Annotated in this window: 23 protein-coding genes and 1 pseudogene; 11 read left to right on the forward strand and 13 right to left on the reverse strand. The window is 65.5% G+C overall.

Going from position 1 to position 25,134, the window contains the following annotated elements:
- Positions 1 to 468: 468 nt before the first annotated feature.
- The 6 genes from ACVWWQ_RS06640 to gltS all read left to right on the forward strand — a co-directional run bounded on the left by ACVWWQ_RS06640 (position 469) and on the right by gltS (position 9,614).
- Positions 469 to 1,374, forward strand: a complete 906-nt coding sequence (locus ACVWWQ_RS06640; RefSeq protein WP_099653378.1) for a LysR substrate-binding domain-containing protein — start codon at positions 469 to 471, stop codon at positions 1,372 to 1,374.
- A 366-nt stretch (positions 1,375 to 1,740) separates the two neighbouring features.
- Entirely contained in the window at positions 1,741 to 4,227 is a 2,487-nt protein-coding gene (locus ACVWWQ_RS06645) for a TonB-dependent receptor (RefSeq protein WP_133948622.1), read from the forward strand.
- A 252-nt stretch (positions 4,228 to 4,479) separates the two neighbouring features.
- The gene (ggt, locus tag ACVWWQ_RS06650) at positions 4,480 to 6,138 is read left to right on the forward strand and encodes a gamma-glutamyltransferase (RefSeq protein ID WP_457383403.1); all 1,659 of its coding nucleotides are present in this window, start codon (positions 4,480 to 4,482) and stop codon (positions 6,136 to 6,138) included.
- Positions 6,139 to 6,314: 176 nt separating this feature from the next.
- Entirely contained in the window at positions 6,315 to 7,358 is a 1,044-nt protein-coding gene (gene dgcN, locus ACVWWQ_RS06655; RefSeq protein ID WP_133948618.1) for an N-acetyltransferase DgcN, read from the forward strand.
- On the forward strand, positions 7,343 to 8,329 hold the full coding sequence (gene dgcA, locus ACVWWQ_RS06660; protein ID WP_133948615.1) for an N-acetyl-D-Glu racemase DgcA: 987 nt from the start codon (positions 7,343 to 7,345) through the stop codon (positions 8,327 to 8,329). Before dgcN ends, dgcA begins: the two co-directional genes overlap by 16 nt.
- 64 nt (positions 8,330 to 8,393) lie before the next feature.
- On the forward strand, positions 8,394 to 9,614 hold the full coding sequence (gene gltS / locus ACVWWQ_RS06665) for a sodium/glutamate symporter (protein ID WP_133948613.1): 1,221 nt from the start codon (positions 8,394 to 8,396) through the stop codon (positions 9,612 to 9,614).
- A gap of 15 nt (positions 9,615 to 9,629) precedes the next feature.
- Here the strand turns inward: gltS and ACVWWQ_RS06670 are convergent, their stop codons facing one another.
- Positions 9,630 to 11,612 carry a UvrD-helicase domain-containing protein gene (locus ACVWWQ_RS06670; RefSeq protein ID WP_133948611.1) on the reverse strand — a complete coding sequence of 661 codons (1,983 nt, stop codon included), beginning with the start codon at positions 11,610 to 11,612 and terminating at the stop codon, positions 9,630 to 9,632.
- Positions 11,613 to 11,716: 104 nt separating this feature from the next.
- On the opposite strand from ACVWWQ_RS06670, the gene ACVWWQ_RS06675 reads away from it, so the two are divergent.
- The 3 genes from ACVWWQ_RS06675 (at position 11,717) to ACVWWQ_RS06685 (ending at position 14,625) form a co-directional block, all read left to right on the forward strand.
- Complete coding sequence (locus ACVWWQ_RS06675; RefSeq protein WP_133948609.1) at positions 11,717 to 13,060, forward strand: tryptophan 7-halogenase; 1,344 nt, start codon at positions 11,717 to 11,719, stop codon at positions 13,058 to 13,060.
- A gap of 130 nt (positions 13,061 to 13,190) precedes the next feature.
- Positions 13,191 to 13,823 carry a thymidine kinase gene (locus ACVWWQ_RS06680; RefSeq protein WP_099652998.1) on the forward strand — a complete coding sequence of 211 codons (633 nt, stop codon included), beginning with the start codon at positions 13,191 to 13,193 and terminating at the stop codon, positions 13,821 to 13,823.
- A 31-nt stretch (positions 13,824 to 13,854) separates the two neighbouring features.
- On the forward strand, positions 13,855 to 14,625 hold the full coding sequence (locus tag ACVWWQ_RS06685; protein WP_133948607.1) for a hypothetical protein: 771 nt from the start codon (positions 13,855 to 13,857) through the stop codon (positions 14,623 to 14,625).
- A 66-nt stretch (positions 14,626 to 14,691) separates the two neighbouring features.
- Here ACVWWQ_RS06685 and ACVWWQ_RS06690 read toward each other — a convergent pair whose 3' ends face one another.
- The 8 genes and pseudogenes from ACVWWQ_RS06690 to ACVWWQ_RS06725 form a co-directional block, all read right to left on the reverse strand.
- On the reverse strand, positions 14,692 to 15,291 hold the full coding sequence (locus ACVWWQ_RS06690) for a nitroreductase family protein (protein WP_133948605.1): 600 nt from the start codon (positions 15,289 to 15,291) through the stop codon (positions 14,692 to 14,694).
- A 265-nt stretch (positions 15,292 to 15,556) separates the two neighbouring features.
- A pseudogene (locus tag ACVWWQ_RS06695) lies at positions 15,557 to 15,787 on the reverse strand (DNA-formamidopyrimidine glycosylase); the annotation flags it as partial.
- An 11-nt stretch (positions 15,788 to 15,798) separates the two neighbouring features.
- On the reverse strand, positions 15,799 to 16,578 hold the full coding sequence (locus ACVWWQ_RS06700) for an SEL1-like repeat protein (protein WP_133948602.1): 780 nt from the start codon (positions 16,576 to 16,578) through the stop codon (positions 15,799 to 15,801).
- A 123-nt stretch (positions 16,579 to 16,701) separates the two neighbouring features.
- Positions 16,702 to 17,529, reverse strand: a complete 828-nt coding sequence (gene mutM / locus ACVWWQ_RS06705) for a bifunctional DNA-formamidopyrimidine glycosylase/DNA-(apurinic or apyrimidinic site) lyase (RefSeq protein WP_133948600.1) — start codon at positions 17,527 to 17,529, stop codon at positions 16,702 to 16,704.
- 12 nt (positions 17,530 to 17,541) lie between these two features.
- The gene (locus ACVWWQ_RS06710) at positions 17,542 to 18,039 is read right to left on the reverse strand and encodes a hypothetical protein (protein ID WP_133948598.1); all 498 of its coding nucleotides are present in this window, start codon (positions 18,037 to 18,039) and stop codon (positions 17,542 to 17,544) included.
- Between the two features lie 3 nt (positions 18,040 to 18,042).
- A complete protein-coding gene (locus ACVWWQ_RS06715; protein ID WP_133948596.1) occupies positions 18,043 to 19,398 on the reverse strand; it encodes a GldG family protein in 1,356 nt (451 codons plus the stop codon).
- Entirely contained in the window at positions 19,398 to 20,153 is a 756-nt protein-coding gene (locus tag ACVWWQ_RS06720) for an ABC transporter permease (RefSeq protein ID WP_133948594.1), read from the reverse strand. Before ACVWWQ_RS06720 ends, ACVWWQ_RS06715 begins: the two co-directional genes overlap by 1 nt.
- Entirely contained in the window at positions 20,150 to 20,914 is a 765-nt protein-coding gene (locus tag ACVWWQ_RS06725; protein WP_133948592.1) for an ABC transporter ATP-binding protein, read from the reverse strand. Before ACVWWQ_RS06725 ends, ACVWWQ_RS06720 begins: the two co-directional genes overlap by 4 nt.
- Positions 20,915 to 21,089: 175 nt before the next feature.
- Here ACVWWQ_RS06725 and ACVWWQ_RS06730 point away from each other — a divergent pair, with 175 nt between their 5' ends.
- Together ACVWWQ_RS06730 and ACVWWQ_RS06735 are read left to right on the forward strand one after the other, a co-directional pair.
- Positions 21,090 to 22,283 carry a DesA family fatty acid desaturase gene (locus tag ACVWWQ_RS06730; RefSeq protein WP_133948590.1) on the forward strand — a complete coding sequence of 398 codons (1,194 nt, stop codon included), beginning with the start codon at positions 21,090 to 21,092 and terminating at the stop codon, positions 22,281 to 22,283.
- Positions 22,284 to 22,356: 73 nt separating this feature from the next.
- Entirely contained in the window at positions 22,357 to 23,469 is a 1,113-nt protein-coding gene (locus tag ACVWWQ_RS06735; RefSeq protein ID WP_133948588.1) for a saccharopine dehydrogenase NADP-binding domain-containing protein, read from the forward strand.
- On the opposite strand, the gene ACVWWQ_RS06740 is transcribed toward ACVWWQ_RS06735, so the two are convergent.
- The 4 genes from ACVWWQ_RS06740 to rpmB form a co-directional block, all read right to left on the reverse strand.
- Positions 23,459 to 23,875 carry a thiol-disulfide oxidoreductase DCC family protein gene (locus tag ACVWWQ_RS06740; RefSeq protein ID WP_133948586.1) on the reverse strand — a complete coding sequence of 139 codons (417 nt, stop codon included), beginning with the start codon at positions 23,873 to 23,875 and terminating at the stop codon, positions 23,459 to 23,461. The two genes, ACVWWQ_RS06735 and ACVWWQ_RS06740, sit on opposite strands and share 11 nt — an antisense overlap.
- Positions 23,865 to 24,440, reverse strand: coding sequence for a DUF4166 domain-containing protein (locus ACVWWQ_RS06745; RefSeq protein ID WP_133948584.1), 576 nt, complete (start codon positions 24,438 to 24,440; stop codon positions 23,865 to 23,867). The genes ACVWWQ_RS06740 and ACVWWQ_RS06745 overlap by 11 nt, the downstream gene beginning before the upstream one ends.
- Positions 24,441 to 24,529: 89 nt before the next feature.
- Positions 24,530 to 24,697 (reverse strand): 50S ribosomal protein L33, encoded by a 168-nt coding sequence (rpmG, locus tag ACVWWQ_RS06750; protein WP_007810357.1) that lies wholly within the window; start codon positions 24,695 to 24,697, stop codon positions 24,530 to 24,532.
- 10 nt (positions 24,698 to 24,707) lie between these two features.
- Positions 24,708 to 24,944, reverse strand: a complete 237-nt coding sequence (gene rpmB, locus ACVWWQ_RS06755) for a 50S ribosomal protein L28 (protein ID WP_007810354.1) — start codon at positions 24,942 to 24,944, stop codon at positions 24,708 to 24,710.
- Positions 24,945 to 25,134 lie beyond the last annotated feature (190 nt).

Here is a 25,134-nt window from a genome sequence, read left to right on the forward strand (position 1 = left end):
CGCGCCCGCGCGTGGGAGCTGCTGGTGGCGATGCTGCTGATGGAAGCCGCCTTCGGCCTGCCCGGCGTGATCGCCGCGCCGATCTATTACGCGTACCTGAAAAGCGAACTGGAAGCCGAGCAGCTGCTGTAGGAGCGCACCCTGTGCGCGATGTTCTTCGTGACGCTGAAGAGAAAGCATCGCGCACAGGGTGCGCTCCTACGGGAACGCGCGCATCGTGGGCACGTAGATCCGCGCCCGCGCGTGGGAGCTGCTGGTGGCGATGCTGCTGATGGAAGCCGCCTTCGGCCTGCCCGGCGTGATCGCCGCGCCGATCTATTACGCGTATCTGAAGAGCGAGCTGGAAGCCGAGTCACTGTTGTAGCGTCGCCGTGCGGGCGCCATTCGGACAAGGCTTGCTTCGTTCCGGGCGCTATGTTGCACTCGACGGCCGTCGCCGCGGTGATGCCAGGGGGCACTGATCCGATCATGCGTCTGCGCCATATCGAGCTGTTCCATGCCGTGCTCACCACCGGCAGCCTTACCGGTGCGGCCGACCTGCTGAACATTTCGCAGCCGGCAGCCAGCAAGGCCTTGCAGCATGCCGAGCACCAGCTTGGCTTCGCCTTGTTCAGTCGCGTGCGCGGACGGTTGCAGCCGACCGAGCAGGCACTGCTGTTGCGCCACCGGGTCGACAAGATCATCCAGGAGCTGCACGACCTGCAGCGGCTCACCGCGAACATCAGCCGCCCGGAAAGTTACCCGTTGCGGGTGACCTGCACGCCAACGCTGGCGCAGGCGCTGGTACCGGACGCGACCACGTTGCTGCGCAAGAGCTTTCCCGGCACCACGGCGGAACTCTTCACCCAGCACTCCGCGGAAATGTGCGAATCCCTGATGCTGCACGAATCCGACATCGGGCTGACCTTGCAGGACGCCAGTCATCCGGGGCTGCGCCAGCAGGCGTTGTGCCATGGCCATGTGATGGTGATCGCGCCGCCGGGATGGTGGTCGGCGGAGGAGCTGACGCAACCGTTGCCGGTGTCCGCACTGGCCGACCAGCCGATGATCGGCATTGCGGTGCATGACGCGCTGGGGCGCATGTTGCAGAGCCAGCTGGCGCAGGTCGAGCCGGCGCCACGCACTTCGGTCTGGGTGCAAACCTATCAACTGGCCTACTCGTTGGTCGCCCAGGGCGAAGGACTGGCCCTGGTCGATCCCTTCACCGCCTCGCGCGGCAGCGGCGTGGCGGTGCAGACGCGCCCCTTGAAGCTGCAGCTGGATGTGGTGCTGTATGCGCTCTACCGCTTGGACAGTCCGCTCAATCCCGTGCAGCGGCAGTTCCTGGAACTGGTCGGCCAGCAGGCGCGAAGCATGCTGGCGTGCCCGGCCTGACGAAGCCCGGCAGCGCCAAAGTCGGCGCCGTTCGGCGTCGGCACATCCACAACCCTCGGTTATGGCCACTGCCGGTCTTTTCATTGGTGGCCCGCGTCGCCCTGTGACTATGCTCGGTCATGCGGTGGTGCATACCCATTCGGGACGGCCATACCGCGACAAGGCACGAACGCGGCGCGGGGGCGCTGCTTTGGGCTGCAAGAGAGACATCCGGGAGGTCAGTGATGCGCCCGTTGTCTGCACCAGTGCTTCGCGACAAGGACACGCTTCAGGACCATCCACCAGGGACCAGTCGTTGCCTGGCAGCCGCACGGTCGCGTCGACCGGTGGCGCGCTCATGGCGCCAAACCACGTTGGGGAGATCTCATGAACAAGCGCTCCGGTCGGCTCACACCGACTCTGCTGGCCACTGCGGTCATGTTGGCACTCAGTCACGCGGCGGCAGCGCAGACTGCCACTCCGGCCGATCCGACCGAAGCGACTTCGACGTCCGCGCAGACGCCAGTCAAGGCGAAGAACCTGGGGCCGGTGGTGGTGACCGGCACGCGCGCCGGCAACCGCACGGAAAGCTCGTCGCTGACACCGATCGACGTGATCTCCGCCGACGTGCTGAAGCAGACCGGCACGATCGACCTGACCCAGGCGCTGGAACGCGCCATCCCCTCGCTGAACTTCCCGTTCGCGCCCGCCTCGGACACCTTCGCCTTCCAGCGACCGTTCGAAATGCGAGGGTTGTCGCCGGATCAGGTGCTGGTGCTGGTGGACGGCAAGCGCTGGCATCCCGGTGCGCTGGTCTTGAGCCTGGGCCAGATCGGCCAGGGCTCGCAGGGCATCGATCTCAACACGATCCCGCTATCGGCGATCGATCACATCGAAGTGCTGCGTGACGGCGCGTCAGCCCAGTACGGTTCGGACGCGCTTTCCGGCGTGGTCAACATCATTCTGAAAAAAGGTGCCGCCGGCGGCGACGTGCAGGTGAGTGGCGGCCAGTTCTCCGCCGGTGATGGCCGGCAATGGCAGGGTGCGGCGAACTTCGGCATTCCGTTGGGGGGCGAACAGGGCTGGTTGCGGATCACCGCCGAAGACAGCAACCAGAGTCCGAGCAACCGTGCCGGGGTGGATCGACGCCCCGGCCTGGCGCAACTGGGCGTCAAGTTCCATTACGGCACGGTGTCGTTCAAGAACAAGAACCTGTTCCTCAACACGCAGTACGACATCAGCCCGGGGGTGCAGTTTTACGCGTTCGGCCACTACGGTCGCCGCGTGGGCGAACCGCGCGGCTTCTATCGCTACGGCAGCAATACGGCCTACCCGAACAATCCGCTGATCGGTCTGGTCTATCCCGATGGCTTCCTGCCGCGCGAGCATGGCGATTCGTCCGACAACTCGCTGGTGGCCGGACTGCGCGGCACCTGGAACGGCTGGCGCTGGGACGTCAGCGGCAACTACGGCGGCAACCGGGTTTCCTACAGCACGCGCAACTCCACGAACTACGCGATGCTCAATGACTTCGGCAGCAGCCCGACGAGTTTCCACGACGGCATCCTCACCGCCAAACAGCAGACCTTTGACATCGACATCTCCAGGGAAGTCGCTTTCGGCTGGCTGCCGAATCCGCTGACGGTGTCCTTCGGCACGCAATGGCTGCGGCAGAGTTACGACGTGACGGCGGGCGACTTCGGTTCGTACTACGTGGGCACTTCCGGTGTACGCGGCGGCGCCCAGGGCTTTGCCGGCTGGGGTCCGCAGGATGCCATCTCGGTAGCCCGGCACGACGTGGCCGAGTACCTGCAACTGGAAGGCAACCTGACCGAGCGCTTCGGCTTTTCCGCCGCCGTGCGACATGAAGACTATTCGGACTTCGGCACCACCACGTCGGCCGCGCTGTCCGGTCGCTTCGACTTCACCGACTCGTTCGCGCTGCGCGGCAGCGCCTCCACCGGATTCCGCGCTCCGGGCCTGGGTCAGCAGCACTATTCGGAAACCACGTCGGCCGCCTACGGCACCGGCAATTCGCTGGGCTTGCCGCCGGGCATCTACCTGCGCGGACTGGTGCCGGTGGACAATCCGCTGGCACGGCTGCTCGGCAGCGAACCGCTGAAGGCGGAGAAGTCGCGCAACTTCACCGCCGGCGTGGTGTGGAATCCGACCAACGAACTCAACATGTCGTTCGATGCGTACCAGATCACCGTCACCAATCGCATCGCCCTGTCCAGCTCGCTCTCGCTGTCGACGCCTTCGGTGGTGGCCTACCTGGCCGCCAACGGCGTGACCAATCTGCAATACAGCGGACTGTCCTACTTCACCAACGCCGGCACCGTGCGCACCCAGGGTGCCGATGTGGTGACCAGCTATCGCAGCGATTTCGGCGACAGCGGCAACCTGCTGTCGACCCTCAGCTACGGCTACCACAAGAACAAGGTCACCGACGTCAAGCCGAACCCGGCGGTGCTGGATTCGCTGGGGGTCATGTTCCAGCGCCTCAATCGCAGTGCGACCAAGGGTCTGCTGGCCGACACCGCGCCGCGCAGCAAGCTGATCCTCAACGAGACCTACAGCATCGGCCACTGGGGCTTCAACGGCACGCTGACCCGATATGGCGGGATCACCGAGTACGGCTCAAGCAGCTATCTGGATGATGTGGTCTACCCGAGCAAATGGCTGCTGGACCTGGCGCTCAGCTACAACCGTGATCGCTGGACGTTCACCGTGGGTGGCGACAACGTGCTGAACACGTATCCGAAGAAGGCGCCGATCGGCGACGATCAGAATGGTGCCTTCCCGTATTCGTCCAGTTCGCCGTTCGGGTTCCAGGGTGCGTACGTGTACGGCAAGGTGCAGTACCGCTGGTGAGCGCGCTGCTGCGAACTGGTCGGCCGCGTTTCCCGTGGACGGTAGCGGTGCGGCAGGGGTGCATGGCACAACCGTCGGTTATGCCATGCCGCGGTCTTTTCATTGGTGACACACGAGCGCCTGTGACTATGCTCGAACCTTGTCAGGGAGGGTGATCGGATGACCGACCGCAACACGCCATGCAGCGACGCTGAAACCATCGGCCGCCGGCCAGCGCGTCGCCAGTCGTACTGGCACCGCAGCTTGCTGGTGATGACGATGGGCAGCTTCGGCGTGCTGGCTCACGCGCAGGGTCCTGCGGCCAATACGGCGGCGATCGCCAGCGCCAACGCGCTGGCCACCGAAGCCGGCTTCGAAGTGCTGGCGCGTGGCGGCAACGCGGTGGATGCGGCGATCGCGGTCGGTAGCGCGCTGTCGGTGGTGCAGCCGGAAGCGTCAGGCATGGGTGGCGGCTTTCTCGCCGTGATCCACGATGCCACGACCGGCAAGAACACCTTCATCGATGCACGCGAGATGGCGCCGCAGGCAGTCAGCGAGAAGGATTATCTGAAGGCGGACGGTACGCCCGATCGCGACACCTCCCTGAATGGCCCACTGGCCGCGGGCATCCCGGGCTTTCCCGCGGGCCTGGCCTACATGGCGGGCAAGTACGGCAAGCTGCCTTTGGGCGTCTCGCTGAGTCCGGCGATCCGGCTGGCCGAGGCAGGTTTCCATCCGAGCGGTTCACTGGTGCGTTCGATCGGCCACAAGGCTGACGTGTTGCGCCGCTATCCCGCCTCTTCGGCCAAGTTCATGCCGGGCGGCAAGACCCCCCTGGAGACGGGCCTCCTCCGCGATCCCAACCAGGCGCGCACGCTGAAGGCGCTGGCCGAAAAGGGCGCGGACGGTTTCTACAGGGGCGCCGTGGCGAAGGAACTGGTGAAGTCGGTGCGTGCCGCCGGCGGCACCTGGACGCTTACCGACCTGGCCAACTACCAGGCGAAAGAGCGTCAGCCGATCGAACTGAATTACGCCGGCTACAAGGTGATCACCGCGCCACCGCCTTCCTCCGGCGGCGTGGCGATCGCCGAGATGCTCAACATCATCGCGCCGCTTGATCTCAAGAGCATGGATGAGGCCCATCGCATCCACTACCTCGTCGAAGCGATGCGGCGCGCGTTCCGCGACCACAACGAATACCTCGGCGACCCCGATTTCGTGAAGATGCCACTGGACATGCTGCTGTCGCCTTATTACGCGGACGGCCTGCGCCAGAGCATCCTGCCGGAGCAGGCGACCAGATCGGCGTGGCTGCCGTCGGTGCATGCGAAAGATCCGGGCATGCACACCACGCATTACTCGATCATCGACAAGGACGGCAACATGGTCTCGATGACCGCCACGGTGAACACCACGCTGGGCTCCAGCTTCGTCGCCGGCAACACCGGCATTCTGCTCAACAACGAGATGGACGATTTCGCCCTGGTCTCGGGCCAGCCGAATGCGTTCGGGCTGATCGGCGGCAGTGCCAATGCGCCGGTCGGTGGCAAGCGGATGCTCTCGTCGATGTCACCCAGTTTCGTCATCGGCAAGGATCGTCTGGCCGTGATCGGCTCGCCCGGTGGCTCCACCATCATCACTCAGGTGTTCGAGGCGATGCTCGCCTTCATCGATGGCAAGGATGCCGGCCAGATCACTGCGCAGAAACGCATCCACCACCAGTTCCTGCCTGATCGTATCGACATCGAGAAAGGCAGCGACATCCCTGCTGACGTGCTCGCGAAGCTGAAGGCGATGGGCTATGAGATCAACGACAGCGAATCGTGGGGCAACATGAACGTGGTGGTCTGGGACCAGTCCGGCAACACCAAGACCGCGGCCAGTGATCCGCGCAATCCGGACGGACTGGGCAAGGTGGAAGCCATCGAATGAGGTGGCGGCCCGTGGTCGGCGCACTGCCGGGGAGCTTTCCAGCCAGGCTTCGTGCGCGTGCCCGCCCGTGACCTCCCCAGTCCTGCCACCGCACCGGTCTCATTCCTCGGACCTGGTCGGGCGCGAAAATTTTTCCCACTGAACGACGGCGCGGCCGCCATCTGGAGTCCTCTTTCATGTCCACCCATGGCGATGCGAGCCTGCCCGCTCAGTGGCGTCCCCCGTACCTGCTGTATCTCGGCAACGCCGCCGACGATCTGGCCATCAAGACGGCCAGGGGCGTGGCGTACTGGCGGCCGGAATGGTGCGTGGGCCAGCATCGCCATCCCGAATGCAAGCCGACGCTCGGCTTGCCCGACATCGGATTCGCCGAAGCGAAAGCCATGGGCGCCGACACCATGCTGATCGGTACCGCCAACGCCGGCGGCGTGATGCCGCCGGAAATGGTGGCGGATGCGATCGCGGCACTTGATGCCGGGCTCAACGTCGTGGCCGGGCTGCACAAGAAGCTGCGAGAGAATGCCGACATCGTGGCCGCGGCGCGTCGCAATGGCCGGGTGCTGTTTGATGCCCGCGACCCCGCACCCGGCATCCCGGTCGGCAATGGTCGCCCGCGCGCTGGCCGACGCCTGCTCACCGTGGGCACCGATTGCTCGGTCGGCAAGATGTACACCACGCTGGCCCTCGAGCACGCGATGCGTCAGCGCGGGCTGTCGGCCGATTTCCGCGCTACCGGCCAGACCGGCATTTTCGTGGCGGGGGCGGGCGTGCCGATCGACGCGGTGGTGGCGGACTTCATTTCCGGCGGCGCGGAATGGGTCTCCCCGGCGCGCAACGACAACGGCTGGGATCTGATCGAAGGTCAGGGCTCGCTGTTTCACCCGTCCTATGCCGGCGTTTCATTGGGTTTGCTGCATGGTTCGCAGCCGGATGCGCTGGTGTTGTGCCATGAGCCCACCCGGCGCCACATGCGTGGCTTGCCAGGCTATCCGCTGCCCGATTTGAAGCAGTGTCTGGAGGCAAACCTGGTCGCCGCGCGCCTGACCAATCCCGCGGTGGTCGCGGTCGGGGTGGCGCTGAACACCGCCGGCATGGTGGCCGCGCAGGCGGGGGATGCCTGTCGGCAGGTGAGCGACCTGCTCGGCTTGCCCTGTCAGGACCCGGTCAGCATGGGTGTCGAAGCGATCGTGGACAACCTGCTCGCATGCTTCGCGAACTGAACGTCAGCGAGCGCAGCTATCCGCTGGTGGCGCCCTTCCGCATCGCGCGCGGGGTGAAGTACGCCGCCGAGGTGGTCACAGTGGAAGTGCGCCAGGCAGGTCGGGTTGGTCGCGGCGAAGCGGTGCCCTACGCACGCTACGGCGAGTCGATGGCCTCGGTGCTGGATGAGATCGAGTCATTGCGGGGGCGGCTTTCGACCGGCATGGGGCGCGACGAACTTCAACTTTGTCTGCCACCCGGTGCCGCACGCAATGCGCTGGATGCGGCGCTGTGGGATCTCGAATCGCAACTGAGTTCGGTTCCGGTATGGGTGAGCCTGGCGCGTCAGCCGCGTACCCCACTGAGAAGTGCGATCACCCTGAGCATCGACACGCCTGCGCGGATGGGCGAAGCCGCTGCGCGCATTGCCGATGCGGGACTGATCAAGATCAAGGTGGATGCCGACGATCCGGCCGCACGGATCGAAGCGGTGCGGCGAGCGGCGCCTGCGGCGCATCTGATCGTTGATCCCAACGAAAGCTGGACCATCGACATCCTGCGCGAGCTCGAGCCGATGTTGCGGCGGATGGGGGTGGAGCTGCTTGAGCAGCCGTTGCCGGTGGAGGCGGATGACGCCTTGCGGGACTTTCGCAGTCCCATTCCGATTTGCGCCGATGAGGCCTGCCACGTGACTGCGGATCTGCCACGGCTGCGCGATCGCTATCAGGCAATCAATATCAAGCTGGACAAGACCGGTGGACTCACCGAGGCTTGGCGTCTGTTGCGCGCCGCCCGCGCCGGGGGTTTCAAGATCATGGTGGGTTGCATGGTGTGTTCCTCGCTCGGCATCACGCCGGCACTGGAAATTGCCCGCGAGGCAGAGTTCATCGATCTCGATGGCCCGCTGTGGTTGCAGGACGACTATCCCGGTGGAGTCAGTCTTCACGATGGCTTGCTGGCGCCGCCGGCGGCGGCGTTCTGGGGCGGCTGACGATGCCGGTCACGCGCCAGCCAGACCTTCTGCTGTTGCCGCGGCTCAGGCGGGAACCGGGCGCATGCTGACACTGGATCCGATCCAGAGCGTGGCCTGCGGCGGCCTGTTCCTGCTGCTCGGTTACGCGATACGCAAACGCGTGCCGCTGCTGACGCGCTTCAGCATCCCGGCGCCGGTGATCGGTGGCTTGCTGGTGGCGCTGGTGATGCTGCTGTGTCGCCAGTGGGACTACACGCCGGTCCGTTTCGACAGTGCGCTCAAGCAGCCACTGATGATTGCGTTCTTCACCGCGATCGGCTTCAACGCCAGTACTTCCCTGCTCAAGGCCGGTGGTCGCCAGATGCTGTTGTTCCTGGGCCTGGCCAGCGCCTTGGCGGTGGTCCAGAACATGGTCGGCATCGGCGTGGCCATGGCCTTCGGCCTGCCGCCGCTGTTCGGCGTGATCACCGGCTCGGTGACGCTGACTGGTGGGCCAGCCACCGGCATGGCCTTCGCGCCGCTGTTCGCCGAGGCTGGCGTGCATGGCGCAGCCAGTGTGGCGCTGGCCAATGCCATGGCCGGCATCGTGCTGGGTTCGGTGATCGGTGCGCCGGTGGCGACCATGCTGATCGAGCGGTTGAAATTGCGTGCACCAAGGATGGCCGCTGAGGCGGTGGATACCTTGCCGGTCGCCGCGACCACACCGATACCGGTTGTCGCGCCAGCGCGCCGCGCCGACGAGAGGGCTTATGCGGGACTGCGGAGCTTCGTCTGGATTCTGCTCGCGATGGGCATCGGGGCCTGGATCAGCGCTGGATTGGGCGCCCTCGGAGTGACCCTGCCCAGCTATATCGGCGCCATGCTGACAGGCGCCCTGATCCGCAACGTGGATGATCGCCGCGGCTGGTTCGGCCTGTCGATGCCCGACATCGACATCATCGGCAACATCTGCCTCTCGCTGTTCCTGGTGATGGCGCTGATGGACCTGCACTTGTGGGAACTGAGCGGGCTGGCCGCGCCGCTGCTGGTCAATCTGGGCGTGCAATCGCTGATCGTCGTGGCGTTCTGCTGCTGGCCGCTGCTGCAACTGATGGGGCGCGATTACGATGCCGCAGTGATGGCCAGCGGCTTCATCGGCTTCATGCTGGGAACCACCGCCAACGCCATGGCGGTGATGAGTTCGCTTACCGAACGCTACGGCCCGGCCGCGCGTGCGTTTCTGGTGGCGCCCATCGTGGGTGCGTTCCTGATCGACTTCACCAACGCGTTGATCATCACCGTCTTCGTCAACGGTTTCAGTTGAGCGCGCCGCGAAGGTCTACTGGGCGGCCAGCATCGCCTTGATGCGCGCCATGTGCGACTCGGCGGTTTCGCGGGTCACTTCCTTGTCGGCTACCGGGTCCTTGCCCTGCCAGTGCAGGTCGTCTTGCGGCAGTTCGTGCAGGAAGCGGCTGGGCTGGTTGCGGTGGATCTCGCCGTAACGCTTGGTCTGCGCCGACCACGACAGGGTCAGCAGCTCCTTGGCGCGAGTGATGCCGACGTACATCAGGCGGCGCTCCTCGTCGATGCGGCCTTCGTCGATGGCTCCCTCGTGCGGCAGCGTGCCGTCTTCGCAGCCGACGATGAAGACGAAGCGGAATTCCAGCCCCTTCGCCGCATGCATGGTCATCATGCGCACGGCATTGCCTGGTTCGTCGCGATCGGCGTGGCTCAGCAGGGCCAGCTGCGGGGCGAGATCGCCGGCGCTGTTACCACTCTTCTGCATCGCGCGGAACCAGTCGGCGAGTTCCTGCAGGTTGCCCAGCTTGCGGTCACGCACGCTGGCATCGGGTGTGCCGGCGGCAATCTGCGCGGCGTAGCCGGTACGCTTGAGGATCATCTCCACCAGGTCGGCGGCGCTTTCATGCAGCGAGGCGCTGCGCAGTTCGTCGAGCAGGTTGGCGAATGAGGCCAGTGCCGCTGCCGGACGTGGGGTGAGCTGTCGCAGCACGCTGTCGCTGCGGGTGGCGTCCAGCAGCGACGAATGGCGCGATTGCGCGAACTGGCCGAGTTTTTCCAGCGTGGTGGCGCCGATCTCGCGCTTGGGCACGTTGACCACGCGCAGGAACGCCGCGTCGTCGCTCGGGTTGGTCAGCAGGCGCAGATAGCACAACAGATCCTTCACCTCGGCGCGGTCGAGGAAGCTCAGCGCGCCGGTCAGGTGGTAGGGCACACGCGCCAGCCGCAGCGCCTTCTCCAGCGGACGTGCCTGGAAGTTGCCGCGGTACAGGATCGCCATGTCGTCCCAGCGCGCCTTGTGCTTTTCGGCCAGGATGGTGGCGATCGCGGCGACGCGCTCGGCCTCGTGCTCGGCTTCCTTGCATTCCAGCACGCGGATCTGCGCACCTTCGGGATGTTCGCTCCACAACTTCTTTTCGTGCAGGTGAGGATTGTTCGCGATCAGTTTGTTCGCGGCGCGCAGGATGCGCTTGCCGCAGCGGTAGTTCTGCTCCAGCTTGATCACGCGCAGGTTCGGCCAGTCACGGCCGAGCTGGTCGATGTTCTCCGGATTGGCGCCGCGCCAGGCGTAGATCGACTGATCGTCGTCGCCCACGCAGGTGATGCCGCCGCGTTCGCCGGTCAGTGCTTTCAGCAGGCGGTATTGCGCGTCGTTGGTGTCCTGGTATTCGTCCACCAGCAGGTAGCGAAAGCGCTCTTGCCATGCCGCGCGGCATTCGGCGTCGCTTTCCAGGATGCGTAGCGGCAGGCGGATGAGGTCGTCGAAATCCACCGCGTTGAACGCACTCAGGCGCTGCTGGTACAGGTCGTAGATGGTGGCCGCCTCGATCTCGCGCGGACTGCGTGCGGCGGCCATCGCCTCCTCCGGCGACAGTCCGCCGTTCTTGGCGCGACCGAGCAGGTTGCGGATGCCGAACAGTACGTCGTTCTTGGCGCCCTTGGGGGCGAGCTCCTTGACGATGCCGCCGCTGTCGTCCGCATCCAGCACCGAAAAGCCGCGGCGCAGACCGGCGCGCTCGTGCTCGATCTGCAGGAACTTCAAGCCCAGCGCGTGGAACGTGCTGACCGTGAGTGCGGCGGCGTCCTCGCTGCTGACCAGCTTGGCCACGCGCTCGCGCATCTCGCGCGCGGCCTTGTTGGTGAAGGTGATCGCGGCGATCTTGTGCGCGCTGAGTTTGCGGCGCTGGATCAGGTACGCGATCTTCTGGGTGATCACGCTGGTCTTGCCGGAGCCGGCGCCAGCCAGCACGAGCAGTGGCCCCTCGCAGTGTTCGACGGCGGCCAGTTGTTGGGGGTTGAGCATGGATCGGAACAGTGCGTGATGCGGAGGCCGATGTTAGCAGAGCGAGGCTGGCGTACCGGCGCGCTTCAGCCATAATCGTCTCCGGACAGTCGCTGGGGAGAGGCATGGCGGAACAGGATGTGGGGAATCAGGTGGAGCAGTGCGATGTGGTCGTGATCGGGGGCGGCCCGGGGGGCAGCACCGCAGCGGCATTGTTGGCGCGCAAGGGCTACAAGGTGATCGCGCTGGAGAAGGCGCATCACCCGCGCTTCCATATTGGCGAGTCGCTGCTGCCGATGAACCTGCCGGTGTTCGAGCGCCTGGGTGTGCTGGACAAGGTGCGGGCGATGGGCGTGTTCAAGCCCGGCGCGGATTTCGAGGCGGACAACGAGCGCGGCTACAACACCTACGCGTTTGCGCGCGCGATCGGGCAGAGTCCGCCGCATGCCTACCAGGTGTGGCGGCAGGATTTCGACCAGATGCTGTACCACCACGCCGGCGAATGCGGCGCGGATGCTCGTGAGGGGCATGAGGTGCGATCGTTCGAGCAGCGAGGGCCGCGCGAAAGCCTGCTTCAGGTGCATGCCGACGATGGTCGCGACTACACGATCCAGGCGCGTTACGTGGTCGATGCCAGCGGTCGTGATGCGCTGTTGTCGGCGAAGAAGAAACTGCGGCGCAAGAACAGCCAGCATCAGAGCGCGGCGATCTTTGGCCACTTTCGCGGAGCCGAGACACGTGCCGGGGAAGATGCGGGCAACATCAGCATCTACAGTTTCGAGCACGGCTGGATGTGGATGATTCCATTGCCGGGCGGGGTGATGAGCGTCGGGGCCGTGTGTCGGCCGGAGTACCTCAAGCAGCGCAAGGGCCGCACCGTCGAGTTCCTGCTGGACACGCTCAAGCTCAGCCCCGCGCTGTGGCAGCGTGTGCGGCATGCCGAGCTGATCGACGACGAGGTGCGGGTCACCGGCAACTATTCCTATGATTCCACCTGCATGGGCGGACCGGGCTGGATTCTGGTCGGCGATGCGTTTGCCTTCCTCGACCCGGTGTTCTCCTCCGGCGTGTATCTGGCGATGAGTGGCGCGGAAAAGGCGGTGGAGGTGGTTGACGCCGCGTTGCGCGATCCGGCCTGCGAGACGCGGCGGATGCGCCGGCTGGAAAAGCGGCAGCGGGCCGCGATGGCACGTTTCTCGTTCTTCATCTACCGCTTCAATGGTCCGGTGATGCAGCAGATGTTCCGCCAGCCGCGCAACACCTGGCAGCTGGAACAGGGCGTGATCTCGATGCTGGCCGGCGACCTGTTCGATACGCCGAAAGTGTTGTGGCGGCTGAAGCTGTTCAAGCTGGTCTATGCGATCTGCGGCCTGCGCGACTGGCGTCGCTGGCGTGCCGAGCACCGTTATCGGCTGGACCAGGCACGCACACAGTTCACCGGCGGCAACACGCCGCTGGACAAGGCCTGAGCTTGCTTCCTCCCCGGCACACGCCGGGGAGGGTCGGGGCAGGTGCCTGGGCTTGCGCGCGGTTCGGGCAGGGCGATGAACCGCGGCCGGTCCGCGTTACCATGCATGGTCATTACACCAGCACACGCCCATGGCCAAACTCTATTTCTATTACTCGGCAATGAACGCCGGCAAGACCACCACCCTGCTGCAGAGTGCGTACAACTATCACGAGCGCGGCATGCGCACGCTGATCCTCACGCCGGCGCTGGACAACCGTTTTGGCGACGGCGTGGTGGCCTCGCGGATTGGGCTGAAGGCGAATGCGCGACGCTTTGCCGGTGACGAGGACCTGTTCGCCCTGGTCGATGCGGATATCGCCGCGCGCGGACCGCTGCACTGTGTGTTCGTCGACGAGGCGCAGTTCCTCACCAAGTCACAGGTCTGGCAGATCAGCGACGTGGTCGATCGGCTGAACATTCCGGTGCTGGCTTTCGGTCTGCGCACGGATTTCCGCGGCGAATTGTTCGAAGGCAGCCGTCACCTGCTGGCGTGGGCCGACAACCTGGAAGAGATCAAGACGATCTGCCACACCGGGCGCAAGGCGACCATGGTGGTGCGGGTGGACGAGCAGGGGCGCGTGGTGACCGACGGCCCGCAGGTTGAGATCGGCGGCAACGACCGCTATGTCTCGGTGAGTCGCGCCGAGTTCAAGAAGATCAGCGCCGGGCAGGGTCGCATCGAGTTGCAGCAGACCGTATTGCCGCTGGGCGAGCGCGAATGAACCGAATCACGAAGTCCCTCAAGGAATCCGCATGAACGAAGCCACCCCACCCGCCAGCTGGCCTCGCCCCTATTGGCAGGGCAGCGACGAAGAGGCGGTCCTGCAGTTCTACGTGTTCGGCAAGTTCGAGCCGGAGCTGCTGATCCCGTCACCGCGCTACGGCAGCCCCGGCTTGCCGGCCGGCGTCGAGATCCAGCGGTTTCAGAATGCGGTGCTGCGCCAGTGGGAGGGCTATCCGCTGAGCGGCGCGCTGGGCAAGCTGCTCAAGGAAGACACGCCGGCCGCCTGCGAAAGTGCGCGGATCGCGCCGGAGGTGCTGGTAGTGCGTGGGGTGCTCAAGGATGCTGCCAGCCTGGATTACCTGCGCGACACGATGGGTGTGCTGGCCGGCATGCTCGACGTGGGCGGCACCACCATCCTGGACCCGCAGATCCTCACCCTGTTCGACGCCGAGCATTGGCGCCGGCACTACCTGGTGAAGGGCGGTGCACCGCCGCGCAACCATGTGCTGATCCTGCGCAGTGGCGATGAAGGCGCCGATCGTTCCTGGATCCATACCCGCGGCATGCGCAAATTCGGCCGCGCGGACATCAGCTTGCGCAACGTGCCCGAGAGCGACATCGATCGCGCCGGCGTGCTGTGCGAACGGCTGGTGGAACTGTTGTCGCTGGGTGCGAACTTCCACGCCGGCCAGGAGCTGGAGGTCGATGGCCTGGCCGAGGGTCTGGTTGCACAACCCGGTGGCAGCCTCGACGATCCCGACTTCAACAACAGCCATATTGCGTTCCACTGGCCGCAGTAGGCGCGGCTGCCAGCACGACAAAGGGCGACACCGTGGTGTCGCCCTTTGCGCGCGTCAGGCCATGGCTCAGCCCTTGACGATGAAACGCTGGCTGTCGTCCATGAAGCCTTTCTCGCCAAAGCCGCCTTCGTGTGAGCCGAACGGCATCTGTGCGCGCAGCTTCCAGGACGTCGGCACGTTCCACTCCTGCCGTGTCGCGTCATCCGCCACCGGGTTGTAGTGCTGCAGGCTGGCGCCCACGCCGGCCTCGGTCAGTGCCAGCCAGACCGCAAACTGGGCCATGCCGCCGGCCTGCTCGGACCAGACCGGGAAGTTGTCCGCATACAGCGCGAACTGTTCCTGCAGACCGGTCACCACGGACTGATCCTCGTAGAACAACACGGTACCGACACCGGCGGCGAAGCTGTCCAGCTTGGCGGCGGTCGGTTCAAACGCTTCGGGCGGCACGATCCTGGCCAGCTCCTGCTTGGTCAGCTCCCAGAACTTCTCGCTCTGCTCGCCGAACAGGATCACCGCACGTGAACTCTGCGAGTTGAACGAGGACGGCGTATGCCGGATCGCTTCCTTGATCAGGGCGGTGAGAGCGTCCTTGTCCAGCGACACGTTCCTGCCCAGTGCGTACTGGGTGCGGCGCTGCTTGAGCTTTTCGATCAGGGTGCTGTTCATGGTGATTCCTCGGGCATGTGGGGTTCGATGCATGGGAATCGCGATGCGTACAGGCGCTTCAGGGAAACAGTCGACATCGGGCCATTTTGCATGAGCCGGCCGGCCTGGACTTCCTCTTCATCGCCTTGTTCGCGCAATATCGCGATTCATGGCCGACAGGTTAGGCCCATATGGCGGCTTGGCTAGCCCGTAACTCGAAGTCAGTCTGTTTCCAAAAGGAAACGATGGGCAGCCGAACGCAGCCCTGCTTCAACACTGGCGGCGGGGCACCAGAACGTCGACGCAGATCGATGCCGGCGTAGAACGGCGCCTCGCCCACGCCCATGACGATGGCGTTGTCCATCAGGAACAATTTCACCGCGGCCGCACGATGGCGTGAAAGCCGCTACATCAGCTCGCCATCGAATGCGTCCATCCGCGGCTCCGGGCCCAGCTTGGCTGGCAGCAATTCATTGGTCTCACCCGGCGCCTGCCACAGCAGGCAGCCGAAGCGCCGCGATGAAGGCGCTACTTGCTGTCCGATGCAGGTGCTGCCGGCAAGCTCTGCAATGGCCCCACCTCGACCCTGCCCATTTCATGGTGCGCATATTCCCACACGCGGTCCTTCAGCTTCGCGTAGGGCGCGGCCGACCACAACATCGGTGAGTAGTAGTCGGTACCGCGAACCGGTGTGCCACCCAAAACGGTGGGTCCGCCATCCAGGGCGGGCGCGAGCGAAGGGCCCGCTTTGCCGCCACGCATCCGGACCGTCAGGTTGCCGCCGCCGAACCCGGTGCGGCTTCCCGTCGCCTGATTGGCTCCCCGCTGCAATACCTGGTCGAGCTTGCGCAAGCCTTGCTCGTCATTGTATTCGGCATAGATCCGGCGCCCTTCGCTGACCGCGCGCTGGCGCTCGGACGTGCTGAGTTCTGCCCAATATTTCTCGCGCTGGATCAGTAGATCCTTGTAGCCACGATCGGCGGCCAGGTCCAGCCAGGCATAACCACGCGGACGGTCTGCCGCGATGCCATCGCCATTCCAGTACATTGCCGCAAGCATCGCCTGTGCCGGCTTGTCGGCATAACTTGCGGCTTTGAGCAACAGAATCACAGCCTTCTGCTTGTCTCCTGCCTGATAGGCCCGTACGCCGAGATCGCGATAAAGCAGGTCGGGGTGCGCCGCCACGATCTGGCTGTTGTTGAGCACGGCGATCTGCAGGCTTTCGTCCGACGACTGCGCCATGGCCGGGAGCACGGCAACGCTTGCACCGAGGACGAGAGCGGCGATCAGCTTGTGTAGAAGGCGCATGGTAATGCGTGTCCTGTGTCGGCGGCAGGCAGGGGGCGAGCTGCCTTGCCTGTTTTGCACGCGTGCCGTCGGGGATGTGTTTACGGCTCTCGACGGGAAGCGTTGAATGTTGATCCGTCCGCCTCAGGTCTGGCAGTGCGGGCACCAGAATGTCGAACGCTGGCCCAGGGTGACCTGGCGGATCGGTGTGTTGCACACGCGGCATGGCTCTCCAGTGCGGCCGTAGACCGTCAGTTCGCGGAAGAAATAGCCGGGCGCGCCGTCGGGACTGATGAAGTCACGCAATGTCGTGCCGCCGCGCTCGATCGCCCAGGCCAGCAGGCGTTTCACTTCCAAGGCCAGTCGCGCGTAGCGTGGCCGCGAGATATTGCCGGCGGCACGGCGTGGATCGATGCCGGCGTAGAACAACGCTTCACTGGCGTAGATGTTGCCCACGCCGACCACGATGGCGTTGTCCATCAGGAACAGTTTCACCGCGGCGGTCCGTCCGCGTGATCGATGCCACATCAGCTCGCCATCGAACGCGTCGGTCAGCGGCTCCGGGCCCAGCCTGGCCAGCAATTCGTGGGTTTCGCCCGGCGCCTGCCACAGCAGGCAGCCGAAGCGGCGCGGGTCGGTGAAACGCAGGATGCGCGGTGCCTGCGCCGGCGTGCGTTCCAGCGCGATGTCGACGTGGTCGTGTTTGCCCACCGGTGCATCCGGCGGCAGCACCCGCAATACGCCACTCATGCCCAGATGCAGCAGCGCACTGCCGGCTTCGGTATGCAGCAGCAGGTATTTCGCGCGGCGCTCCACGGCGTCGATGCGTTGGCCAGGCAGCAGCGCGCCGATCTCGTCAGGAATCGGCCAGCGCAGATCCGGGCGACGCAGGACCACCCCGGTCACGCGGCGACCGATCAGATAGGGCGCGATGCCGCGCCGGGTGGTTTCGACTTCGGGCAGTTCAGGCATGCGGTTCTGCCCTCAGTGCAGTTCGGTGACGGCAACCGCGGGCGAGCGCGGCATGTAGCGCGACGACACCAGTGCGACACGATCGCCAACGCGCACGTAATGTTGCGGCCCGGTGACCGAGCTCTCGCCGAATTCCAGCTTTTCTCCGTTCAGTACCAGCACGGCACGGGGCGGCGCCAGCCCGATCTTCGCCGGCTCGAAGTCGCCGGCTGCACGCCAGCTCAGCACGTGGGCCGCGGCGATGTCGGTGAGGTCGTTGAGGCGGTCGTCGTCAGCGACGCGATGGGGCGTTTCATCGGTTCGCCACCAGTGGCCGTCGCCGCGCCTTTCGTAATGCAGCGGCGCATCGCCCGGCAAGCTGAGGCTGATCTGCGTGATGGTGACCGGCTCCAGCGTGGTCAGGCTGCCGGCTTCGGCCTGGGCATCATGATGAAGTTGCCAGCCGGTCAGGACGGCCAGCACCCCCGCTGCAAGCAGCAGGAAAAGCGTTTGGCGTTGCGCGCGCTTCATGACTCAGCGCCGCCGCCGGCGCCACACGATGGCGCCACCGATCAGCAGCAGCAGCAACGGCAGCGCGATCAGGAAGCCGAAGCTCAGCGCGTTCAATTCCCCCTGCGTTATCTGCAACAGGCGATCGGGTGCGCCACGAGGCGGCATGTTGACCAGCTTGTCGTCGCCCAGCAGCCAGTCGAACACGCGTTCGCCCAGTGCGCGGTTGCCGCCGTTGCCGAGGAAGGTGTTGGAAAGGAAGTCGCCGTCGCCGATGACCACCACCCGTTGTTCGCTCTTGTCGGGACTGGGCGACAGTCGGCTCAGCGCGAAGCCGAAGTCGAGCGGACCTTTCAGCTCGCCCGCGTCGGCATCGAAACGGATGTCCGAAGACTTCGCGTTATCGATCGGGTGGAACTCGGTCCAGCTTTGCGCGCCGGAGCGCAGGAAGGGCGCAAACGCCCAGCCACTCTGGTCAAGCTGCGCCAGCGCCGAGGTCTGCGGAAACAACGTGGTCAGGGTGAACCCGCGGGTGATCGCCTGTGGCGGGTAGTTGCCCAGCGCAAGCAGGCGCGGGTCGTGCAGGCCCAGCGCCGCGCCTGAACCATCCACCAGCACCCCGGGCAGCACGCGCACGCCGAGCGTCGCGGCCAGCGGCTTGAGGCCAAGGTCATCGTTCGCCGGCTCGGTCAGCCACAACAGATTGCCGCCGTTCTGCACGTAAGCGACCAAGGCCTGCACGGCCGCCGGGGGCAGGGCCAGTTCCGGGCTGGCCAGCACCACCAGGTCCGTATGCTCCGGGACACCGCTGACCTGGCTGAAATTCAGCGGTACCGCGCGCATGCCGCGGCTTTCCAGTTGCTTGATGAATGTACCCAGGTCGCCATTGCCCTGGCCGTCGGCGCGACGTTCACCGTCACCGGTGACAAACGCCACGATGCGATCGCTGCCGCGCAACAGCCGCTCCAGCGCATTGGTCAGGCTGCGCTCGGACAATTCGTCGAGTCGTTGCTCGCGATGCTGGTAATGCAGGATCAACGCGCCGTCGACGGTGATGCCCAGTTCGCGCATCTTCGCCGGATCCAGCTGCGGGTCGACGAAGCGCAGGCTGAGATCCGCTTTCGCTGCCTGATAGCGCTGCATGAAGCCGGCGACCGTCTGGCGCAGGTTGCCCTGCGGATTGGCGTAGCTGACGATCTCGACCGGGCCTTTCATCTGCGCCAGCACCGCACGGCTTTCCGCGGACAGGCCGGTGCGGCCGTTGGCCGTCCAGTCGGCCTGAGTCGCGTAACGCGTGGTGAAGTAGCCGAGTGCGCCGACCGCCACCAGCAGCAATGCGGTGAACAACCAGCCGTCCAGACGTCTGAAGATATGTCGCATCAGCCACGCCCCCTGTCAGCGTCGAGTCGGCGAGTGGCGAGCACCAGCGACAAGGCAGTGAGCAGCAGGAACCACGCGATGTCGGCGCTCGACACCAGTCCCCGCAGCAAGGGCTGCAAATGGGTGCTCATCGCGATCCAGTTGATGACGCCGCCATTGATGCCGGCCATTTGCGCGCCGAGGTTCACTCCCCACAGCGCCAGCGCGATGATCAGCGCGGCGGCGGCCGCAATGGCCGGGTGCGACGCGAAGCTGGAACACGCCACCGTGATCGCGGCGAGCGTAGCCAGCATCAGCGCCAGGCCCAAAGTCGCGGCGGCGAGCTTGCCCCAGTCGACGTGGGTGGCGTGCATCAGCACCAGCGGCATCGCCAGGGTCAGTGCCAGCCACAGCAGCAGCCAGCCCAGGACGGCCAGGTATTTGCCCAGCACGATGCGTGAGGCGGGTACCCCGGCAGCAAACAACAGCGGCAAGGTGCCGTTGCGACGCTCACCGGCGATCACCGACATGCCGAGCAGCGGCACCACCAGGAACGCCAGTTGGGCGAGTTGTCCCAGCAGCGGCACGCCAACCAGATCGATGAAGCCCGGGCCGTCAGGTTGCGCGGCACGCTGGATCTGCCCGGCCAGGAAGCCGCCGAGCAGCAAGGTGAAGTTCCATGCCAGCCAGGCCAGCGTCAGTGCTGCCAGTACCCAGGCCAGCGGACGGACCAGCAAGCGCCGCCACTCCAAGCGTGTCACTGCCAGCAGCCTCATGCGGCGCGCGCCGGGGCGTTGCTGCCGCTCATCGCGACTGCGAAAAAGGTCTGCTCCAGCGCGGCATGGTCATCCGCATGCACCGCGCCATCATGGCGCAGCGTGCCTTCGTGCAGGATGGCCACGCGGTCGCAGACCGCGGTCACTTCCGCCAGCAAGTGGGTCGACAGGATCACCGCGGTGCCGGCGGCGGCCTGTTCGCGGATCAAGGTTCGCAGGGCCGCCACCTGCACCGGATCCAGCGCGTTGGCCGGCTCGTCCAGCACCAGCAAGCCGGGTCGATGCAACAGCGCGCAAGCCAATCCGAGCCGCTGCCGCTGCCCTTGCGACAGCACGCCTGCCAGACGTCGCGCCAACGGCTGCAACTCCAGCCGCTCGATGATCGCCGTGCGCGCCTGGCGCAATGCGCCGCCGCTCATCCCTCGCAACCGGCCATGCGCGTCCAGATGTTCCTCGACGCTGAGTTCGGCCCAAACCGGCGCCCGTTCCGGCAGCCAGCCGATCTGCGTGCGGGCCAGCTCCGGATGCTCGAGAAAATCTTCGCCGTTCAGCTTGATGCCACCGCTGTCGGGTCTGAGCGCACCGGCGATCATCGAGAGTGTGGTCGACTTGCCCGCGCCATTCACGCCCAGCAAGCCCATCACCTGGCCTCCGTGCAGCGACAAGGTCAGGTCCTGCACGGCCTGCCGGCCGGCGCGTCGGCGGCTCAGGCGGTCCAGTTGCAGCACGGTCTTCGGAGAGGCGGGAACGATGGTGGTCATTGCGTGATTGTCATGGCGCCCCCATGGTTAAACAACAGGCGCAGGCGGTGCCCGTGAATAACGTCACCTTAGCGTCCGGCGCTTGACCGACTGCTATCATTCGTGGTCAGCGCCATGCTGGCGGGTACGGAAACCCCTCATTTACACTGACTTGTCTCTTATTCCGGTGCCTTCCATGTTCGACGCGGTAATCAATTTCCTCAACGATGGTCTGACTGGCGCAAGCTGGGGCCAGATCGCCGTGTACATGCTGGTGATGACCCAGCTGACCATCTTCACGGTGACTCTGTACCTGCATCGCAGCCAGACCCATCGTGGCGTGGATTTCCATCCGGCGCTGGCGCACTTCTTCCGTTTCTGGGGCTGGCTGACCACCGGCATGGTGACCCGTGAATGGGTGGCGGTGCATCGCAAGCACCACGCCAAGGTCGAGACGGTGGACGACCCGCACAGCCCGATGATCTACGGCATCAAGAAGGTGTTCTGGGACGGCGTGTCGCTGTACCGCGACGCCTGCGAGAACAAGCAGGACATGGAGCAGTACGGTCGCGGCACGCCCGACGACTGGGTCGAAAAGCACGTTTACGGCGCACACCCGTACTGGGGCCCGGCCCTGATGCTGGTCATCAGCGTGGCGCTGTTCGGCGTGATCGGTGCGGCATTGTGGGCGGTGCAGATGATCTGGATCCCGTTCTGGGCCGCCGGTTTCGTCAACGGCATCGGCCATTGGGCCGGCTACCGCAATTTCGAAAGCGCCGACACCGCGCGCAACCTGATCCCGTGGGCGTTCTGGATCGGCGGTGAAGAGCTGCACAACAATCACCATGCCTTCCCCAGTTCGGCCAAGTTCGCCCTGCGCAAGTGGGAATTCGACATCGGCTGGGCGGCCATTTGCGGTTTGCGTGCCGTCGGTCTGGCCAAGGTGCTGCGCGTGGCGCCGTCGCTGGATGTTCGCCCGAATGTGCGTCTGCCTGACTCCGATACGCTGAAAGCCGTGCTGACCCACCGCTTCCATGCGATGACCGACTATTACCGCGCAGTGATCGTGCCGACCATCGGCGACGAGGCACAGCACGCCGGCGAAAGCATCAAGTCCGTTCCGCGTCGCCTGCGCCGGGCCCTGGCCGATGGCGGACGCTGGCTGGACAGCGAAGGGCGCGATCGCCTGCAGGTCGTGCTGGCCAAGCGACCGACGCTGGCCATCGTGGTGGATTTCCGCACTCGTCTGGTGGCGCTGATGGAACAGCGTGGCGCCGAGCAGGCGCTGAAGGGCTTGCAGCAATGGATTCACGAGGCCGAAGAAAGCGGCATTCGTTCCCTGCAGGAATTTGCCCAGCGGCTCAAGGGCTACAGCGTCGCCGCGGCCTGATCGCAACGACCGTGTTCCAGCAAAACCCGCCGCTCGGCGGGTTTTGTTTTTGGGGATGCCGACGAGGAATGGAATGGCCTTGCACGTAGTGTTGATCGGCGCCAGTGGCGTATTCGGTTCACGGATCGCCAGCCAGCTGGCCGGGGATCCCCGCTTCCGGCTCACGCTGGCGGGTCGGCATGCGGACAGCCTGGCGGTGTTGCGTGATGCACTCGGCGATGGAGCGGTGCAGGTGGCCTCGCTGGACGTCACGGCACCGGATCTGGAGAAGACGCTTGCTGCATGGCGACCGCAGCTGGTGATCCACGCGGCGGGGCCGTTTCAGCAGCAGGACTATCGCGTCGCCGAGGCGTGCCTGGCCTGCGGCAGCGACTATATCGATCTTGCGGACGGGCGTGACTTCGTCGGCGGCATTGGCCGTCTGGACGGCCGGGCGAAAGCCGCCGGACGCTTGCTGGTCAGCGGCGCGTCCACCGTGCCGGCCATCAGCAGCGCGGTGGTGGACAGCCTGCTGTCGCGGTTTGCCGTGCTGGACACCATCGAGCATGCGATCAGTCCTGGCAATCGCACGCCACGCGGCGATGCCACCGTGGCGGCGATCCTCGGCTACTGCGGCAGGCCGGTGAAATATTGGCGCGACGGCCGCTGGCAATCCGGTCATGGCTGGATGCTGACGCGCCGACCCGTGTTTCCGTTCGGGCGGCGCTGGGTCGGTCTGTGCGAGGTCCCGGATCTGCAGCTGTTTCCGTCGCGCTATCCCGGCGTGCGCACGGTGATTTTTCGCGCCGGCCTGGAGCTGGGGCTGCTGCACTTCGGCACGCTCGCTGCGGCGTGGCTGGTGCGGCTCGGTCTGGTCCGCGACCTGGCGCGCCATGCCACGCGATTGCGCCGAGCCAGCGAATGGTTCATCGACGTCGGCAGCGACGTGGGTGGCATGTTGGTGGAAATGGCGGGGTACGACGCTCAGGGACGGCCGTTGCGGCTGCGCTGGTCCTTGCGTGCGGGAGCCGGCGATGGTCCACAGATTCCCGCCACCCCGGCCGTCGTGCTCGCGCGCAAGCTCGCCGACGGCAAGCTTGCGCTGCCCGGGGCGATGCCGTGCATGGGCCTGTTCACGCTGGACGAAACGCTGGCGGCACTCGACGGTTTCGCGATAGACACGCAGTTGGAAATGCTTACGATCTGAAGCGGGCGCGCTGCTCGGGCGTGGGCAGGAAGCAGCTTCGGCTCTGTCCGAAGAGCCGGTAGCGATGGCGGGCCACGAACCGATAGCTGCCATCGCGGACCCGACGAGGCACCAGCCGCAACGCATGACCCAGCCAGCGCCAGCGGCGCGCTCCCAGCCCCTGCAGGATCCGCATGATCGCCCGGGTATCGGTGTAGCCATTATCGCCGTCGACCAGCAGGAACGATAGCGGCGAGTCCGGGTCCAGTCCGTGCGCCAGCAGCAGGTCGCGACCGCTGGCGGACTGCATGGAGGCAAAGTGGTAGCGGCCGGTGCGGTCGTGCTTCAACACGAAGTGCACCCAGCGGCTGCACAACAGGCAGACGCCGTCGAACACGATCACCGCGGGCGCGGCTTCAGTGCTCATCAGGCGTCGGCGCATGCGATGAAGGTTCCAGCACGCCCTGGTACGCCACCAGTTGACCCAGCCACGGTAGCCGCACGTCGACGCTGAAGTGGTAGCGACCCTCGCGAACGCCGCTGCGCGAAAGCACCTGGCCGCACAACGCGTGCGGGCAGGGCAGGCCGAACACATGCACGGAGTGCAATTGCCAGTCGATGGCGTCGCCGTCATGGCGCAACGCAAAGCCCAGTCTGGCCGGCCCCAGGCTCTCGTACAGCAGGGGTGAGCCGGCACGGCGCCCCAGCGTGGAACGCATGTTTTGGCTGGCGAAGCGCCGCGTCCATATTTCGCGCTTGCCCTGGCGTTCGATGGTCAATGCCAGGGCTTGGGCGGGGCCGGGGGATGGCAGCCCCAGCCAACGGCGCAGCCAGCGTGCGGGCCAGTGTTCGGCACCGGCGATATCGGCCGTGCCGCGCGCGTGCAGCAGCGGCGCGGAGCCATGCATGGCCCGTACGGCCGGCGGAAGGTCGCGCCACGTGGTCGCGCCAAGCAGGTCGGGAAACAAGGCGGTGAAAGGGGCAGGGTGCATCCGGCGATGATGCGGGGCCGTCGCCGGCCCGGCAAGCGCGCAAAAGAAAACCCGCCACAGGGGCGGGTTTTCTTCGGGGCGGTGATCAATTACTTGATCTTGCCTTCCTTGTACATCACATGCTTGCGCACCACCGGATCGTACTTCTTGAATTCGAACTTTTCCGGCGTGTTCTTCTTGTTCTTCTGCGTGGTGTAGAAGTGGCCGGTGCCGGCCGTGGAGATCATGCGGATCTTGTCTTGAGTCTTGTTTGCCATGATTTGATCCTCAGACCTTTTCGCCGCGGGCGCGCATGTCGGCAATCACGGCCTCGATGCCATTCTTGTCGATGGTACGCAGGGCGTTGTTGGAAACGCGCAGCTTGATCCAGCGGTTCTCGCTGGCGACCCAGAAACGACGCTCATGCAGGTTCGGCAACCAGCGGCGACGGGTGCGGTTGTTGGCGTGCGAGACGTTGTTGCCGCTCATCACACCCTTACCGGTGACTTGACATACACGGGCCATGACGACCTCCGTAATTATTTTTTGACACCCGTTGGCCAGGGTGTGATCGGCCCAGCGGCGCCATGCGCCACGCGATGCTGGAGTTGGTGCAACGCATGATCGTGAGGTCCGTACCGCGTGGCGGACCGCCCGGAGAAACCGGGTCGACAGAGGCGAGCCGCGTATTGTTGCAGTAAAACAAGGCTCTGCG

The organism is Rhodanobacter sp. TND4EL1 (genome assembly GCF_054061035.1).